General features: G+C 56.3%; 17 protein-coding genes. 7 read left to right on the forward strand and 10 right to left on the reverse strand.

Features of this window, described 5'->3' with window-relative positions; genetic code table 11:
• Positions 1–69: 69 nt before the first annotated feature.
• Positions 70–294, reverse strand: coding sequence for a hypothetical protein (locus C6I21_RS16150; RefSeq protein WP_142393208.1), 225 nt, complete (start codon positions 292–294; stop codon positions 70–72).
• Positions 295–364: 70 nt separating this feature from the next.
• On the opposite strand from C6I21_RS16150, the gene C6I21_RS03965 reads away from it, so the two are divergent.
• Positions 365–1,882 carry a histidine kinase N-terminal 7TM domain-containing diguanylate cyclase gene (locus tag C6I21_RS03965; protein WP_105958146.1) on the forward strand — a complete coding sequence of 506 codons (1,518 nt, stop codon included), beginning with the start codon at positions 365–367 and terminating at the stop codon, positions 1,880–1,882.
• Positions 1,883–2,551: 669 nt separating this feature from the next.
• Positions 2,552–3,229 (forward strand): TVP38/TMEM64 family protein, encoded by a 678-nt coding sequence (locus tag C6I21_RS03975; protein WP_105958148.1) that lies wholly within the window; start codon positions 2,552–2,554, stop codon positions 3,227–3,229.
• A gap of 2 nt (positions 3,230–3,231) precedes the next feature.
• On the opposite strand, the gene C6I21_RS16340 is transcribed toward C6I21_RS03975, so the two are convergent.
• From C6I21_RS16340 to C6I21_RS04005, 7 genes are all read right to left on the reverse strand, one after another.
• A complete protein-coding gene (locus tag C6I21_RS16340; RefSeq protein WP_181186077.1) occupies positions 3,232–3,372 on the reverse strand; it encodes a hypothetical protein in 141 nt (46 codons plus the stop codon).
• Between the two features lie 14 nt (positions 3,373–3,386).
• Entirely contained in the window at positions 3,387–4,250 is an 864-nt protein-coding gene (locus tag C6I21_RS03980) for a permease (protein WP_105958149.1), read from the reverse strand.
• A gap of 84 nt (positions 4,251–4,334) precedes the next feature.
• Positions 4,335–4,697, reverse strand: a complete 363-nt coding sequence (locus C6I21_RS03985; protein ID WP_425352471.1) for an ArsR/SmtB family transcription factor — start codon at positions 4,695–4,697, stop codon at positions 4,335–4,337.
• An 81-nt stretch (positions 4,698–4,778) separates the two neighbouring features.
• Entirely contained in the window at positions 4,779–5,849 is a 1,071-nt protein-coding gene (locus C6I21_RS03990; RefSeq protein WP_105958151.1) for a quinone oxidoreductase family protein, read from the reverse strand.
• 18 nt (positions 5,850–5,867) lie between these two features.
• Complete coding sequence (locus tag C6I21_RS03995; protein ID WP_105958152.1) at positions 5,868–6,551, reverse strand: potassium channel family protein; 684 nt, start codon at positions 6,549–6,551, stop codon at positions 5,868–5,870.
• Between the two features lie 354 nt (positions 6,552–6,905).
• Entirely contained in the window at positions 6,906–7,796 is an 891-nt protein-coding gene (locus C6I21_RS04000; protein ID WP_105958153.1) for a fructose bisphosphate aldolase, read from the reverse strand.
• Between the two features lie 76 nt (positions 7,797–7,872).
• Positions 7,873–8,958 carry a hypothetical protein gene (locus tag C6I21_RS04005; protein ID WP_105958154.1) on the reverse strand — a complete coding sequence of 362 codons (1,086 nt, stop codon included), beginning with the start codon at positions 8,956–8,958 and terminating at the stop codon, positions 7,873–7,875.
• A 101-nt stretch (positions 8,959–9,059) separates the two neighbouring features.
• Here C6I21_RS04005 and C6I21_RS04010 point away from each other — a divergent pair, with 101 nt between their 5' ends.
• The 5 genes from C6I21_RS04010 (at position 9,060) to C6I21_RS04030 (ending at position 14,384) form a co-directional block, all read left to right on the forward strand.
• On the forward strand, positions 9,060–9,575 hold the full coding sequence (locus C6I21_RS04010) for a cysteine hydrolase family protein (protein WP_181186078.1): 516 nt from the start codon (positions 9,060–9,062) through the stop codon (positions 9,573–9,575).
• 107 nt (positions 9,576–9,682) lie between these two features.
• Positions 9,683–10,387, forward strand: a complete 705-nt coding sequence (locus tag C6I21_RS04015) for a GntR family transcriptional regulator (RefSeq protein WP_105958156.1) — start codon at positions 9,683–9,685, stop codon at positions 10,385–10,387.
• Positions 10,374–11,132 (forward strand): glucose 1-dehydrogenase, encoded by a 759-nt coding sequence (locus C6I21_RS04020; RefSeq protein WP_105958157.1) that lies wholly within the window; start codon positions 10,374–10,376, stop codon positions 11,130–11,132. Before C6I21_RS04015 ends, C6I21_RS04020 begins: the two co-directional genes overlap by 14 nt.
• Positions 11,133–11,313: 181 nt before the next feature.
• Positions 11,314–12,831 (forward strand): malate dehydrogenase (quinone), encoded by a 1,518-nt coding sequence (mqo, locus tag C6I21_RS04025; protein ID WP_105958158.1) that lies wholly within the window; start codon positions 11,314–11,316, stop codon positions 12,829–12,831.
• Between the two features lie 536 nt (positions 12,832–13,367).
• Positions 13,368–14,384 (forward strand): alpha/beta hydrolase, encoded by a 1,017-nt coding sequence (locus C6I21_RS04030; RefSeq protein WP_181186079.1) that lies wholly within the window; start codon positions 13,368–13,370, stop codon positions 14,382–14,384.
• On the opposite strand, the gene C6I21_RS04035 is transcribed toward C6I21_RS04030, so the two are convergent.
• The gene (locus C6I21_RS04035) at positions 14,351–15,073 is read right to left on the reverse strand and encodes a gamma-glutamyl-gamma-aminobutyrate hydrolase family protein (protein ID WP_105958160.1); all 723 of its coding nucleotides are present in this window, start codon (positions 15,071–15,073) and stop codon (positions 14,351–14,353) included. The genes C6I21_RS04030 and C6I21_RS04035 overlap by 34 nt on opposite strands.
• A complete protein-coding gene (locus C6I21_RS04040) occupies positions 15,070–15,672 on the reverse strand; it encodes a TetR/AcrR family transcriptional regulator (RefSeq protein ID WP_105958161.1) in 603 nt (200 codons plus the stop codon). Before C6I21_RS04040 ends, C6I21_RS04035 begins: the two co-directional genes overlap by 4 nt.
• Positions 15,673–15,777: the final 105 nt, after the last annotated feature.

Consider the following 15,777-nt stretch of genomic DNA (forward strand, 5'->3'; position numbering starts at 1 on the left):
GTAGAACGCGCTTGGTCCGGTGAAAGCTATTTTTGTTCCGATACGCGGCCGCCGTCGTCCGCGGAGGGCTCATTCTGGTGCGGCAGCGCCCGATGCTGGTCCGCTTTTTTCCAAATAACCTGCATCCACGGAAGACCATATCTGCCCGTGCCAACCGGCAGCGGGATTTCTCCTGATTTCAAGCATGAATCTTGTTTGAAAACGGTATTTTGACCAATCTATCCCGAATAAATGAGCTGGAACATAGTCCGAAACTCCTGATTGGTAAAAAATATGATGAATTACATAGTTCATTGTGCGGTATATCCTCCTCTTTATGGTAAGATAAATCAGACAAAAGGTGAAACAGGGGGGTCTCAGCGGAATGAACTGGCTCGATCCATATACGTTTTTGTTGGCGCTGCTTGGTTTTTTATCGATTCTCGTTGCCGTTTTACTGTTCCGCCCTCCGTGGAAGCTGGCGCGTTTACTGCTGGCAGCGGCGGCCGTTCTTTCCGGTGTGTTTGTCCTTCTTACTGTACTGGAGCTCTATGCGCACAATCCGCGGGATATGCTCTGGCTCCGAAACTTTCAGCAGATTTCGCTGATGTTCGCGCCGGTCTTTTTGTTCGGCTACGCTCTGGAGCTGTACGAAGAGTCTTCTGGGCGGACCGTCCGCTGGATGACGATCGCAGCACTTCCCACGTTTGCGGATGTTATTCTTATTTTTACGGATGGTTACCACGGCTGGATGCGGGAAAGCGTAACGGTGGAGCTTGTCGCCGGCTATACGGAGATCTCGACGAGTTCGACTCTCCTCAATTCGCTTCTCGGCACGTATTCCTACGTGCTGCTTCTCGTCGCAGTCATTCTGCTTTTGCGGAGCAGCTGGGACGTGCCTGAGCGCTTCCGGATAACGTACCGGCTGTCGGCGCTCATCATTGCGACACCGATGCTCATTATAGTCACCGTACCGCTTCTCGGCTGGGAGATCCCCGGGCTGTTTGCGCTTGCCAACGCAGCGACGGGCTTGATCCTGATCGCCCTCTACCGGAGGCTCGATTTCAACACGGTGTGGCCGGTGCCGCGCCAGGTGATTCTGGAAAACTTGTCTGAAGGGATCATGCTGATTAACGAGCAGGGGGATTTCGTGGAAGTAAATGAGTCCGGGAGGCGCATTCTCGCGCTCGGTGCATCCGGAGACCGGGAGCCGGAAACGGAGAGCATCCACCACCTGTTTCAGCATCAGCCGGAGCTCCTGCAGGCGCTGACGTCCGGCCGGAGTGAAGCGATCACCTGTCAGCACCACGGCTGGGTGTTCGAGGTGCAGGTGACGGTGCTCGACCGGCGCTCGCAGTACCTGCGGCTTCTCGTCTGGAACAACGTGACGGAGAAGTGGGCCTACGAGCAGCAGCTGGAGGAGATGGCGCGGACCGATCCGTTAACCAAGCTGTTAAACCGCGGCGCGTTTCTCGAGTTTTACGAAAAAGAACGCGAAGACTGGGACGGGACGTTTCTGCTCCTCGACATCGATCATTTTAAAAAGCTGAACGATACGTACGGCCACGTGAGCGGAGATTATGCGTTAAAAGCCGTTGCTTCCCTGCTGAAAGAACACTTCGGCGCGGACCGCGAAAAAGTCGTCCGTCTCGGCGGCGAAGAGTTCGGTATTCTGCTTCCGGCACCGCCGAAAGAGGCAGCGATGCGCGCGGAGGCGTTTCAGAAGGCCCTTTCCTCCATGGAAATCAGCAGCGTGCCGCAGCAGATCACCGTAAGCATCGGCCTCTCCCGCGTGGCACCGGGCTCCCGCTTTGAAGCGGTGTACCAGCAGGCCGACGAGGCGATGTACGAAGCGAAACAGGCCGGCAGAAACGCCCTCCACTGGGCGCCTGCCGCCACGTAAGAAAACGCTCCGGAGAAATTATGCCGGAGCGTTTTTGTACTAGGGTAAGAATGTATAAAATTCAAAGCCTCTTTCAAGTAGTTATGCCAAGGGCTGCAGCATTTCAGTGTTCTGTTCCATGTACCGTTTGTTTCTGTTGATAGAGCTTCTCCGCTTTTCGGCAGAAGCTTGCCGTGGGCTTGTCTTCAGCTATTTCTCATGGCCTGCGCCCTGAGAAAGGATCTTCAGACTGCGCTTGATCCCACCGGCGTCTCTGCCGAACGCTCCGAAGCGTATTAGAATTAGGATGAAGAACAGATGACCCGTAGCAGGATCGATGTCTATAAGGCAATACCGTTTCTTTTTTGCCTGCCGAAACCGGAGGCCGTCGACTCCGGGAGGATCCGAACGAGGCGAAAATCCATTCCTTCTGACGGAAGGAAGAAGGAATTAGTTGAGCCCGTTCCCTCCGGAACGCGTACGGCTGCAGGTGCAGGCAGAAAGCGGGAACCTATTAAACAAACCTCTCTTTTCTTTTAAGGCCAGGCGGTTTCTGCCTGGTTTATTTCAAGGTTATACCAGGGAATAACACGAAGGGCACACGGATGCCGGAGGCTCCGAAAAAACAGCCAGAAGTAAGCGGCGAACAATTACCGATGATTTTCACTGAGGAAAGAAGGACGTCTTGTTATGCCGAAAAAATACCGTTATTTTCTTGTTATCACCATAGCAGCAGGCCTTCTGATGCTCCTCCCATCCGTACGCAGCTTCACAACCGAAGCGGTCCGGGAGCTTTCCAGCGGCGACACCGAAGCCATCAGCAGCTATCTGCGCTCCTTCGGCTGGTGGACGCCCGTCGTCTCGACGATTCTTATGACGATCGCCGTCCTCATCGCACCGATCCCAACTTTTCTCGTCACCTTTGCGAACGGCATGATCTACGGACTCTGGTGGGGCGGCCTCCTGTCGTGGGCCAGCGCCCTGATCGGCGCCGTGCTCTGTTACTACCTGGCACAGCTTCTCGGCCGGCCCGTCATTGAGAAAATCGTCCCCGCCGCAGCACTCGACTGGATGGATACCTTCGTCAAACGCCACGGCATCTACGCCGTCATGCTGAGCCGCGTCGTCCCGATTACCTCCTACGGCATCGCAAGCTACGCCGCCGGATTCACCGCCATCCGGATCACTCCCTACCTCATAGGCACCGCCATCGGCCAGACGCCCGGCACCTTCATGTACGCCTACTTCGGCGCCTACGCCAACGACTCCCTCCAGGTCATCTTCTGGATCATCGCCGCCATCATCGGCTTCAGCGCCCTCGCCGCACTCGTACGGCGCATCATCCACTCCAAAGAAAACGACGTCTGACATCAGCGGGACGGCGGCTCGTCGTCCGCCGTTTCTCCATCCGGCTTTCCGCGTCTCTCATCCATTTCCACCTCCTGTTTCTCCCGTATCTCCACCTGGCAGCAGTTTTTTTTTCCGGCTTCCGCCCGAATACATTGGACCACATGAAAAACACCTCCTAAAAAAGATAAAACAAAAACCCGGAGACGGTCGACATTGTCAGAACGGACAGTACAAAGACAGCGATCATTTCCGATTTAAAAATCGTTTTCATCAGCACGAGTTCCGGAAGACTGGCCCCGGCGGAGCTGATCAGCATCGCCATTACCGGTCCTGCTGCCATGCCGCCGGCAATAAACATCTGTGAAATGGGAATCATGCTGGATACGCGGATGTAAAGCGGCAGGCCGATCACCGCAGCGGCAGGAATGAGCCACCAGGCGTCGCCGCCGAGGTGTGTGCTGATAAACGAGGCGGGGACCAGACCGTGGATGACGGCACCGACAGCGGCACCGAGCGTCAGGTACGGAAAGACGGTTTTCATCAATACCCACGTCTCCTCCCACGCCCGACGCCAGGAGAACGTCTTTTTCTCCGAGTGGTATCCACTCATGACAACCTGCTTCACGGTCCGCTCCATGCCGAGTGCTTCCAGAAGTAAACCCATGCCGAGCGAAAACGCAGCGGTGATAATCATATAAAGGACGGCCGTTTCCCAGCCGAGAAAGACAGCCATGACGGAAAAAATCGTCGGATCGAGAAGCGGCGAAGCGAACAAAAAGACCATCACCACACCGAAACGGATGTTTTTCTGCAGCAGCTGTACGACGAGCGGAATCGTCGAGCACGAGCAGAACGGGGTAATAAAGGCGAGAAACAAAGCAAGCAGCCCGCCGGCGAAAGCGGGAGCCCGCCGCAGCCGGCGCTCCAGGGCCTCGTACGGTATAAACACCTGCAGCAGGTGAAGCAGAAACGAAAACGCAAAAAACAGCACGGTCAGCTGCAGCATCAGCATGAAAAAAGTATGAATCGCTGCTGTCATGGAACATCCTCCTTTATTAAATCAAATAAATTTGATGTATGGATGAAAAAAAGAGCTGCTGCCTGGATCAGGCCCGGGCAGCGGCTATCCTTTTTCCCGGAAGAGGCAGCACAGTTCGTCGGAAAGAAGGTGGTTCATCGCTTCATTCCGGATCCGGTAGTAGTTCCACGTGCCGCGCTGTTCGCGGTCCAGCAGTCCGGCGTCATATAAAATTTTTAAATGGTACGACAGCTTGGACTGCGGCAGGTGAATGTATTCGGCGATATCACAGACGCACATCGGTCCGTCGTTACAGAGAAGGTGGAGCAGGTGAAGGCGCTTCTGATCGGCGAGGGCTTTGAATTTCTTCTCGTATGTTTCAAGGTCGGGCAGAGAAGTGGTATCTTTCCCGGGCAGGCTCATCTGTATTCCTCCAGTCGTTGGATCAACTTTTTTTGATGTTATCATCACTATACGACATCCGAAATGAATGCGCAATAGTTTATATCAAAAAAAGTTGATTTATTACCTGCGCTGCCGGAGCAGCGTTTACGCATCCGGGCTGTTGGCGCGGTCTGTCACCGAGGGCGGTCCGGAAACAGGGGGAACGGCGGTGCCGGCAAGATCCTGAATCTCCAGTATAACGGCCCCTTGATGAGCGGTCGATTCCACGTACGTATGAGCGTCGGCTGCTCCGTCGAGCGGAAAGACCCGGTCGATCCGGGGGGCGATCGTCCCGGCTTCGGCCATCGAGGCAATTTTTTCCAGGGATCCTGCGGATTCGGAAGCGAGCCGTGTCAGAAGGCGCGGGCGGCGCCGCAGCGTTTTCAGGCTCTCGATCACCTGTCTGCCGGTAAAGCTCACTTTCATCATCCGGCCATTGGACGTGAGAAGCGGCTTGGCCATAAAGAAGGGGAGAACGTTCGGAATATCGACGATCAAGTCGTAGCCGGCGCCCCATTCGCCGGAAACATGCACGTCACTGTCGTAGGCGTCCGCCGCACCGAGCGAGCGGACAAAAGCCGTTCCTTCATGTCGTGCCACACCGGAAACCTCCGCGCCGAATTCTTCCCCGGCAAGCTGGACCATCGCCGAGCCGATACTGCCCGATGCGCCGATAATGAGCACCGATTCGCCGCGGCGGAGCTTCGCTTTTTTCAGCAGGCTGTACGCCATCAGAAAGCCGTACGGAAGCGAAGCGGCTTCTGCAAACGACAGACGCTGCGGCTTTTTGGCGAGAACGCCGGTTTCTTTCAGGCAGATGAACTCCGCATAACCCCCGAACTGCTGGCCGGTATAGCCGAACACTTCATCTCCGGGGGAAAAGCGGGTGACATTGCTGCCGGTGGAATGGACAATGCCGGAAAACGTGCTTCCGAGAATCGACACCTTCGGCTTCCTCCAGCCCATCATCAATTTCGCCGGGAGAAGAAGCGGCAGCGGCATCGTAAACGTCGCCGGCGTCACTTTATGAAAGCGGCGGGCGTAGACATCGCCGAATGTGACGGACGACGCGGCGTTCTGGATGAGAACGTCGTCCGGACCGGGGGATGGGGTTTCTCTTTCTGACAGGTGCAGGACGTCGGGGCTGCCGAATGCGTTCATTTCCACTGCTTTCATCGGATCTCCTCCTCTTCGTTAAAGCACCTTCTCTTCAAACCGCTCCAGGTCATTGTTATGGCCGATGACAAGAAGAATATTGCCTTCGCGGATCGGCTCATCCGGACCGGGGGAGACGTTCATATGCTGTCCGTCCTTGATGGCGATGAGCGTAATGCCGTAATCTGCGCGGAGATGGAGCGTGTTCAGCGTTTCCCCGTCCACGGCGCTCGTTGCCCGGAGCTCGATCATGCTGTAGTCATCCGATAGGTCGATGAAATCAATGACCTTGTCGGAGACGATATTGTGGGCGATCCGCTTTCCCATATCAAATTCGGGGTGGACGACGACGTCGGCACCGATTTTGTCGAGTACTTTCTGGTGGTAATGGTTCTGCGCTTTGGCCCAGACGTGCGGCACCCCTTCATCCTTTAAGACGAGCGTCGTTAAAATACTCGCCTGGATGTTGTCGCCGATCGCGACGACGACGTGCTCGAAGTTGCGGATGCCGATACTGTGGAGTGAGCGCTCGTCTGTACTGTCCGCCTGCATCGCGTGGGTGGAGAAGGGGCGGTACTCTTCCACTTTTTCCCGATTCATATCGATCGCCATGACCTCGTGCCCCATCGAGTGAAGCTCCCGGCACACACTGCCGCCGAATCTGCCGAGTCCGATGACTGCAAACTGCCGTTTCTGTTTTTGTTTCCGGTGCCGTTTTGCCATGATTCGATTCCTGCCTTTCGTTACCGACTGCCGTTGGATTGATTTGAATGTACTCCTGTTCAGGAAGGATGTCAAACGGACTGGGGGAAAGAACCGCTGGCCTGGATCACCATACAGCCGATCGGAAAACGTTCACTTCCGGAGGGGGAATGTATCATAACCCGCCGCCATACGTTCGTAAAACCGGATGCTGCGTCCGCAGCGGGGGCGCCGGCGTCCACTTTTTCAAAAATGTATCGCTCGCCCCCTCCAAACGTCCGCTTCTTAGAAAAAAGGTTCACGTCTTTCCAAAAACGTCCACTACTTCAAAAAAACCGCTGGAAGCAGGGCGGGCTTCCAGCGGCAGAAACGGAGTTATTTCTTGTTGACGGAGGCGTCGTAGATAGAATCGACGGCTTCCTGGAGCGTTTTGTCGAACGCTTCGTCGGACTGATCGGCGCTGACGTCGGTGACGAGCGCACGGGAGAAGCTTGCGATCAGGCCGTGGTTTTCCTTCAGCTTCTCGTTGGCATCATCGCGGGAGTAGCCGCCGGAGAGGGCAACGACACGCACGACGCGCGGATGGTCGACGAGCGGCTTGTACGTATCCGCCTTCGTCGGAATCGTAAGCTTGAGCATCACGTTCTGATCGTCCCGGAGTCCGTCGAGGTGCTTGTGGATTTCGCCGAGAAGCATCGCTTCCGATTTTTCCTTGTCGGAGCTGTTAATGTCGACTTCCGGCTCGATGATCGGTACAAGACCGGCATCCATCACTTTTTCCGCTACCTCAAACTGCTGCTTGACGACATCCTGAACGCCTTTTTCGTTCGGCTCGTGGATAACAGAGCGCTCTTTCGTTCCGAAAATGTTCCGCTCGTTGGCACGGCGGAGCGTGTCGTCGAGATCGTGGATCGGCTTCATCAGCTGGACGCCGTTTTCCTTGTCGGCGAGGCCTTTGTCGATTTTAAGGAAAGGGACGATGCCTTTCTCTGCGAGGTAATCCGCCGTATACTGACCTTTAATTTCTCTGTCCATCGTCTGCTCAAACAGGATGGCGCCGAGAATTTTGTCGGAGTTGAATGCAGGAGACGTAATGATGCGCGTCCGCATGTCATGGACCAGCTTGAACATTTCGTCTTCGCCTGAATAGGAATCCTCCGGAACGCCGTATGCGGCAAGAGCCTTCGGCGTGCTTCCGCCGGACTGGTCCAGCGCTGCGATAAATCCGTTTCCGTTTTTCATCTTGTCAAAATGCTGTTGGTTCATGTTCTCCACTCCTTTAAATGTAATGGTCACGCTAATTCCTATCCTAACATGGAACGAGGGACTCCGCACGTCCCGTTTAGATAGGAAGTGCCTGATCGATGGAAGCTGCAATCTGCCGGATGTGCTGCGGCAGTACCTGCTGAAGATGGTGGATCGTATGCTCATTTAACTCCTTGAAACGGGCGGTCTGCAGAAAGTGATTCGTCCGCTTCCATCCGGGTGGAAGATCCAGTTCCTGCTGCACATGGCTGCGGACCGCTTCATAGGCGGCCTGCTCCTCATCGCGGAGGCGCTTTTTGGACCGGTAGGGGTGCGGCGCCGTTTTCACGACGAGGCTGCACCGGCGTCCGTCCCAGATGAAGTAGATGCGCACGGAAAAGCCGTTGACCCGGCTGATCCATGAGGGCCGCTTCCATTCGAGGTGCCAGTCGGCATGTCCTGCGCCCTGCCGGCGGTGCGTTTTCATGGTGAGGCTCGCGATCGGCTCAGGAAACAATGCTTCGGTGAGCCTTGTGAAGAAAAGCTCCGGGGGAAAGGCTTTTCCCTCTTCCAGTACGTCCGGCAGGGTGTCTTCAGGGTGCGGTGTCCATGTTTCGGCGGCATCAGCCGGATGGAGATACCGTCTTTGAAACATTCCCCGCCAGTCGGAGAGAATAACGTCTTTTTCAACGGACTTTTCGTGCTTCTGGAAAAACGAATCGAGGGCATGTCGCCCGATGAAAACGACGCCGCGTAAAGCGTAGTTCTCTTCGTCGGATTTCGTGGTGAATCCGGTTTTTAAAAGTACAGGGATGACGTGGTCGAACCGGCGCTTTCCTTCCAGGCGGCGGGCGTAGTATTCCGGCTGGTGTGGCCGGCTTTCCCCGCTTTCCGTTTTATCTTCGAGAATGACGGCGGTTTTTCTGCCGGTGTCCGGGCACGTGCACGTCAGAAGAATATCGATTTGCAGCACCTGGCGCTCGACGGTAACGAAGGAGGCGGCAAGGTTTGGGAGTGTCGTGCGGTACAGTACTTCTGCCCGCTCATGAATATATGTGAGTATTTCCCGGGAAATATCCGCCGCCGGGCCGGGAGTGTCTTTCTCCAGATGGGCGAACAGCCAGCAGAAAAACGCGTCCTGCGACAGTTCGCTGCCGGCGTAATCAAATAAATTCGGTCTCATGCCGCTGCCTCCTTTTCTTTTAGTAGTATAGCAGAGGTCGTTTTACGTGAAACAGGAATCGGGAGGGAAAAGCAAGAAAGTAGAGGGAGGAGGGGATGGAAATGAACAGTGCGCTTATCGTGATCGATGTACAGGAAGGCCTTGTACAGGCAGGGCCCTATGAAAAAGACCGCGTTCTGCAGACCGTAAGCGGGCTGATCGAGCAGGCACGTCAGCAGCAGGTGCCGATTGTATTCGTCCGGCATGCCGATGAGCCGGGAGGCCTGCTCGAGCCGGAGAGCGCTGCCTGGGAATTTTACCGTAGCATATCGCCGGAAGAAGCGGATACGGTCATTGAGAAAACGCATAACAGTGCATTTTACCAGACGAATCTGCAGGAAGAACTCGAACGGCTCGGCGCGACGAGGGTGGTGCTCTGCGGGCTTCAGACCGAATACTGCGTCGATGCGACGTGTAAAAGCGCATTTGAGCGCGGATTTGACGTCGTCGTTGTGCAGGACGGTCACAGTACGCTCGGCGAAGGCCCGGTTTCTGCAGAGAAACTGAAGGAGCTGTATGGAGAAACGATCTGGCCGGGGCGCTTTGCAGAAGTGGTGAAGACCCTGGAGCGGTTTTAGGAGGTTCAGATTGTCTTTTTAATAAATGGCTTTCATTTTCCCTGCTGTCTGTGTAGAATGAAACTACCATACGTTGTATACAACGTATACATAAAGGAGGTGCACGAATGGAATTTCCGGTTACGCGCGTCGCTCCCGGCTCAAAAGGAGAGCAGGCAGCTGCGCAGCTTCGTTACGAGATTATCGCCGGTATCCGCGGACCCGGGGAGGTGCTGTCGGAAAACAGCATTGCCTCGGCCTGCGGCGTCAGCCGTTCGCCGGCGCGGGAGGCGCTCCGCATTTTAAAAGCGGAAGGGCTTGTCTCCCTCGAGCGCCTCGGCGCCGTCGTCAGCGGCATGACGGAAACGGACGTGGAGGAATTAAATGACATCCGCCTGCTTGCCGAGCGGTTTGCGGTGGAGCGGTGCGCGGAAAAAGGCGATCCGTCGCTTCTGGCGTCGCTTTCCTACCATATTGAACAGATGCGGCTCGCGTTGAACCGTCTGGACGGAGTGGCTTTTGCCTTTGAAGATATGGCGTTTCACGAAGCCATCATTCATGCAAGCGGCCACCACCGGCTGCGGACGGTGTGGGAGGGCATGCGCCGGCTTATTCTCACAGCGATGATCATTGCGACGGTACGTCGTTTTGAGGAGGAAAGCGGCTTTGAGGCTTACTTGATGCAGACGCACGTGGATATTTACGAGGCGCTCCGCCGGCAGGATGCAGAAGCGGTATCGGACTGCCTTCAGGATCATTTCGCCGATACGCGGCGCGCCGTGGAAAAGAGCGTATCAACGACAACAAAACCAGGAGGAGATGCAGATGACTAATTTTTCCCTTTCTCAGAAAACGGCCGTAGTTACAGGAGCCGCGCGGGGGATCGGTAAAGCAGCAGCCGAAGGACTTGCCGAAGCAGGAGCGGACGTCGTACTCGTGCAGCGTTCCGGCGCGGAGGAGACGAAAAAAGCGGTCGAATCGTTCGGACGGACGTGCCACGTCATTCAGTGCGACCTGCAGGACAGCGACGCGGTTAAAGCGGTCATTCCGGAAGTGGTCGACCGGTTTGGAACGATCGATATTCTCGTCAACAATGCCGGCATTCAAAAGCGGCATCCCGCCGTCGATTTCCCGGAGGAGGACTGGGAGCTCGTCATGAACATTCAGCTGAAAGCGGTGTGGCTGTTAAGTCAGGCGGCCGGCCGCGTCATGACAGAACAGGGAAGCGGCAGCATCATCAGCATCGCCTCGCTTCAGTCGTTTCAGGGCGGACTGTTTATTCCGGCGTATGCTTCGGCGAAAGGAGCTGTCGCCCAGCTGACGAAGGCGCTTGCCAACGAATGGGCGTCCAAAGGAGTCAACGTGAACGCCGTTGCCCCGGGATATGTGGCCACGGATATGAACGAAGCGCTCATCGAGGATCCGGTGAGAAGCCGCCAGATCATGGAGCGGATCCCGGCCGGGCGCTGGGGACAGCCGGAAGATTTCAAAGGGCCGGTCGTTTTCCTCGCATCGGAAGCAGCGGATTTCATCCACGGGCACGTGCTGACAGTCGACGGCGGCTGGATGGGGCGCTGAGTTTTCCGGCACCGACGTAGGACGTCTGATTGCGTTTTCATGCCCCGGGCACTATAATATATAGTGCAGGATTTATGTTGTTCGATAGTGAACAATGATATAATCATGAAAACGACAAATAGATCCGGAGGCGGTGCAGGGGGTATCGTTTCCGTGAGTTTAGGGGTGTAATCGAGGGATCATGAGTAGAAACCAACCGACAACAGACGTGATTTTAATTGGTGCCGGAATCATGAGTGCCACACTCGGAACGCTGATGAAGCAGCTGGAACCGGAGTGGAATATCAAAGTGTTTGAAAAGCTCTCCCAACCCGGAGAAGAAAGCTCGAACGAATGGAACAATGCCGGAACCGGCCACGCCGCCCTCTGTGAATTGAACTATACGACAGAGAATGAAGACGGTTCCATCGATATCAGCAAAGCCGTGAAGGTGAACGAGCAGTTCCGCGTATCGACGCAGTTCTGGTCGTACCTCGTCAACCAGCGTCTGCTGCAGGAGCCGGAGCGTTTCGTGCGTCCGCTGCCGCATATCAGCCTGGTGCACGGGGCGAAAAACGTGACTTTCTTGAAAAACCGTTTTGAGAAAATGATTGAAAACCCGCTGTTTGACGGCATGGAATACTCCGAAGAAACGGATACGCTGAAGCAGTGGATGCCGCTCGTCATGGAAAAGCGGGAACCCCGCGAGCCGATCGCTGCAACGAAGATTGATACGGGAACCGACGTCAATTTCGGCGCACTGACCCGTGATTTGTTTACGCATCTGGAAGAAGAGAAGGTGGACGTCCAGTACAACCGGAGCGTGGAAGACGTCGTCCGGACCGAAGACGGCTTCTGGGAGCTGAAGGTGAAAAACGAAGCGGATCAGACGATCGAGTACCATACGGCCCCGTTCGTCTTTATCGGCGGAGGCGGAGGCAGCCTCCACCTGCTGCAGAAATCGGGTATTCCGGAAGGACGTCAGAAAGGCGGATTTCCAGTGAGCGGGCTTTTCCTTTCCTGCAAAAACACGGAGATCATCGAACAGCATCACGCCAAAGTGTACGGGAAAGCGAAGGAAGGCGCGCCGCCGATGTCGGTGCCGCACCTTGATACGCGCTATATCGGCGGAGAGAAAACGCTTCTGTTCGGTCCGTACGCCGGTTTCTCGCCGAAGTTTTTAAAGACCGGTTCGATGCTGGATCTGTTCCAGTCGATCAAGCCGGATAACCTGTTTACGATGGTTGCTTCCGGGGCGAAGAACATGCCGCTGACGAAGTACTTGATTCAGCAGGTGCTGCAGTCGAAGGAGAAGCGCATGGACGAGCTCCGGGAATTTATTCCGGATGCTAAGGCGGAGGACTGGGAAATGGTCACTGCCGGCCAGCGCGTGCAGGTAATCAAGGATACGGAAGAAGGCGGCAAAGGTACGCTTCAGTTCGGTACGGAAGTCGTGACGTCGGAGGACGGATCGATCGCCGCCCTTCTCGGAGCATCCCCGGGGGCATCGACGGCCGTGCAGGTCATGCTCGACGTGCTCGAGCGCTGCTACCCGGATCATATCGGGAAGTGGGAGCCGAAAATCCGGGATATGGTGCCGTCCTACGGCAAAAAGCTGATGGACCATCCGGAGCTGCTCCGCCGGCTGGAAGCGGAAAACGCCGAAACGCTCGGCCTGACCGCAAGTGAGAATGCAAAAGCAGAAAACCCGAGTGTTTAAATGGATAACGGAGGCTGGAACCAATCCGGCCTTCAATGTAACGGCTGCGGCGGTTCCTTCACAGGAGCGTCCGCAGCCGTTTTTTGTCTAGTTGTGATGTTGGCTGCGCCTGGAGCCGTGCGCCTTCTGAAGAAAAGTCGGGCTGCTATAGCTTGTCTTTCCTTCAGCCGTCTGCCGCGGCATGGAGAAGCTGGACTTTTTCAGTGTGCTGCGGGAATAGACCGCTGAGTTGTGAGACTGGCAGGGGCAGTTGTCGGAATAGCAGCGTCCGTTGTGAGACAAACCGGCTCAGAAGTTGGACTCCGCCGGAAAGACAAGCCCAAGCCCCAAATAACCGCTGCGGCCGAACCCGCCGCAGCCCTCCGCTCACAAAACGGCGAACGGCTCGAAAGCAGAGGGCCGCCGGAACGCGGACGGCCGCAGATGCAGGCGGTATCGCCCTTAACCGTTTTTTCACAAAAATAGACGGTACATTTTCGTCGAATGAGGGAATGTAACAGGAAGGTATAATGAATGCAGAAAGGGTGTTGAAGCAGATGAGCTGGATAAAACGAGGAGCCGCAGCGGCTGCGGCCGTCTGGGGCGTGTACCGCTTCCGTCATACACGTATCGGCACCAGGCTGTTCCGGCCCGACAGCCGGAGGAGGAAACGGATGCAGGAGGTGCCGCGCACCGGCGCGGAAAACTGGGATATCGGAACCGGGGTAGCAGGCTACGTCTGGCGCGCGGAAAAGCCGCGGGCGGCGCTGCTTCTGACACACGGCTGGGGCGATTACGCCGAACGGTATGTTTATCAGAACAACCGGCTGATCCCAAAGCTCGTGGAGCGGGGCATCAGCGTGTACGCCTTTGATTTATGGGGATGCGGCCGCTCTCCCGGGGCGGGCGGTGCCGTCAGTGTCCGGGATTCGGTGAAGGACCACCTCGCCGCACGGACGAAGCTGGAAACAGAAGGCCTGCCGCTCTTTTTCTACGGACATTCACTCGGCGGCCTCATTACCGCTGCGAGCCTGCTCCGGCGTCCATCCCGTGCGGCCGGCGCTATACTTGCCTCTCCGGCACTTCTTTACCGTGTCGGTTGGAAAAAGCGGCTCGCCGCGCGGGTGCTCGGCTGGCTGATTCCGACGTTTTATCTGCCGCAGAATCAGACTCCGGAGGATGTAAGCCGCTCGCTTACAGCGGTGCCGGAAGAGCGGCGGAAGCTGGAAGCCGATCCGCTGCTTCATGACCGGGGTCTTTCCTGGGTGACGGCTTCGGACGGAGCGAACGTCACGCATGAGAGCTGGAAAAAATACGAGCAGATTCAGACACCGATGCTCCTTCTGCACGGCACCGCCGACAGCGCGACGACGCCTTCCGGCAGTAGGAAGCTGTTGGAGCAGCTCGGCACGAGTGATAAAACGATCCATCTCGTCAGCGGCGGGCGTCACAGCCTGCTCGATGACAAAGACCGGGAAAATACGACCGAACGTATGCTGGAGTGGCTCGAGACGCGGATTCCGGCAGCGGAAAAAGCGTGCTACAGCGCGGAGGCAGCCGGACACGATGCCTGAACGAAAGCGTGAAACAGCTTCCGGCTGTGTTCATCCGACTGCCAGCTGAACTCGGGGTGCCACTGGACGGCAAGGCAGAACGTATACGCCGGATGCCAGGAGGCTTCAATCAGTCCATCCGGCGAAACCGCCGCAGTTTCAAGCGGTGCGGCCGGGAGCTTCACCGCCTGATGGTGGTAGCTGTTCACCCGGATCCGTCCGGTACCGAGCACCGCGGAAAGCGGCGATCCTTCGTTAATATCGACGGTGTGCACAGGCACATCATACGGCGGCTTCTGTTTGTGCACCACGTCAGAGAAACGCTGCGACGGCAGATCCTGATAGAGCGTGCCGCCGAAGTAGACGTGAAAAAACTGCAGACCGCGGCAGATACCAAACGCCGGTTTGTTCCAATCAAGCACATGGCGGAGAAGGGCTGCTTCCATTGTGTCGCGCTCCGGGCATGGGGTGCCGGCTTCGGGGTGCGGCTCTTCGCCGTACGTATCCGGGCCGAGATCGTGGCCGCCGGTGAAAAGAAAGCCGTCGAAGCGGGCGGCGAGGTCTTTGAGGGTTTCCGGATCGTTTGTGAGCGGGAGCATGACAGGAATACCGCCGGCCTGTTCGATGCCTTTCATGTAGCCGGGGAGCATCCAGTAGCTGTCTTTGTGTTCGTCGTAGAGCGGCACGATGCCGATGTATGGTTTCGTCATGAGAGGTCATCCTTTCTCTCCAGCAGTTCATAGGCGGTTGTCAGTGACCCCTGGTGAATCATATTGTAAATCAGTTTGTGAAGCTCTTCGATCGGGAGGTCCTTGCCGCGCTGGAACCAGAGAGTGAGGGCGCCGAGGCGCGAGGAGATTTCCGACTCGATTAAGTATTCGAACTGCAGCTGTGTTTTTGGATCGGCGTCCCGGAGTTCGGGGGTCGCCTGGATGAGGTAGCTGCGGACCTGTTTTTTCATGCGGGCGCCGAATGTCGGGTCGCCGTTTGGTCCGAGAAGCACCTGTAACTTTTCGCCGTGCGTTTCGTAGAACTGCATAAACTCCTGCATGCTCGTCTGGAAGTCCTGCTCGATGCGGTGGTCCTCCAGCAGACGCTCGACTTCCTCTTCGCCCGGCAGGATGGAATCTTCAATCGTGCGGAGAGCGTCGTAGACGTCGGTAAAGTACACATAAAACGTCCCGCGGTTAAAGCCGGCCGTGTCCGTCACTTCACGGACGGTGATTTTCTCAATCGGTTTGTCGCAGTATAGTTTCCAGAATGCATCGAGAAGCGTCTGCTTTGTTTCTTCGGGTACGGACCGCTGCATGGAAAACGACCTCCTTTACAGGTAGAGCTTTCTATTTGTGAACAAAAACGAACACATATCGTGAGCGGGCTTCTGCCCGACAACGGACGAAGGGTTGTTGGTTGA

This window comes from Alkalicoccus urumqiensis (assembly GCF_002993335.1).
In the GTDB taxonomy this organism is placed as follows: domain Bacteria; phylum Bacillota; class Bacilli; order Bacillales; family Salisediminibacteriaceae; genus Alkalicoccus; species Alkalicoccus urumqiensis.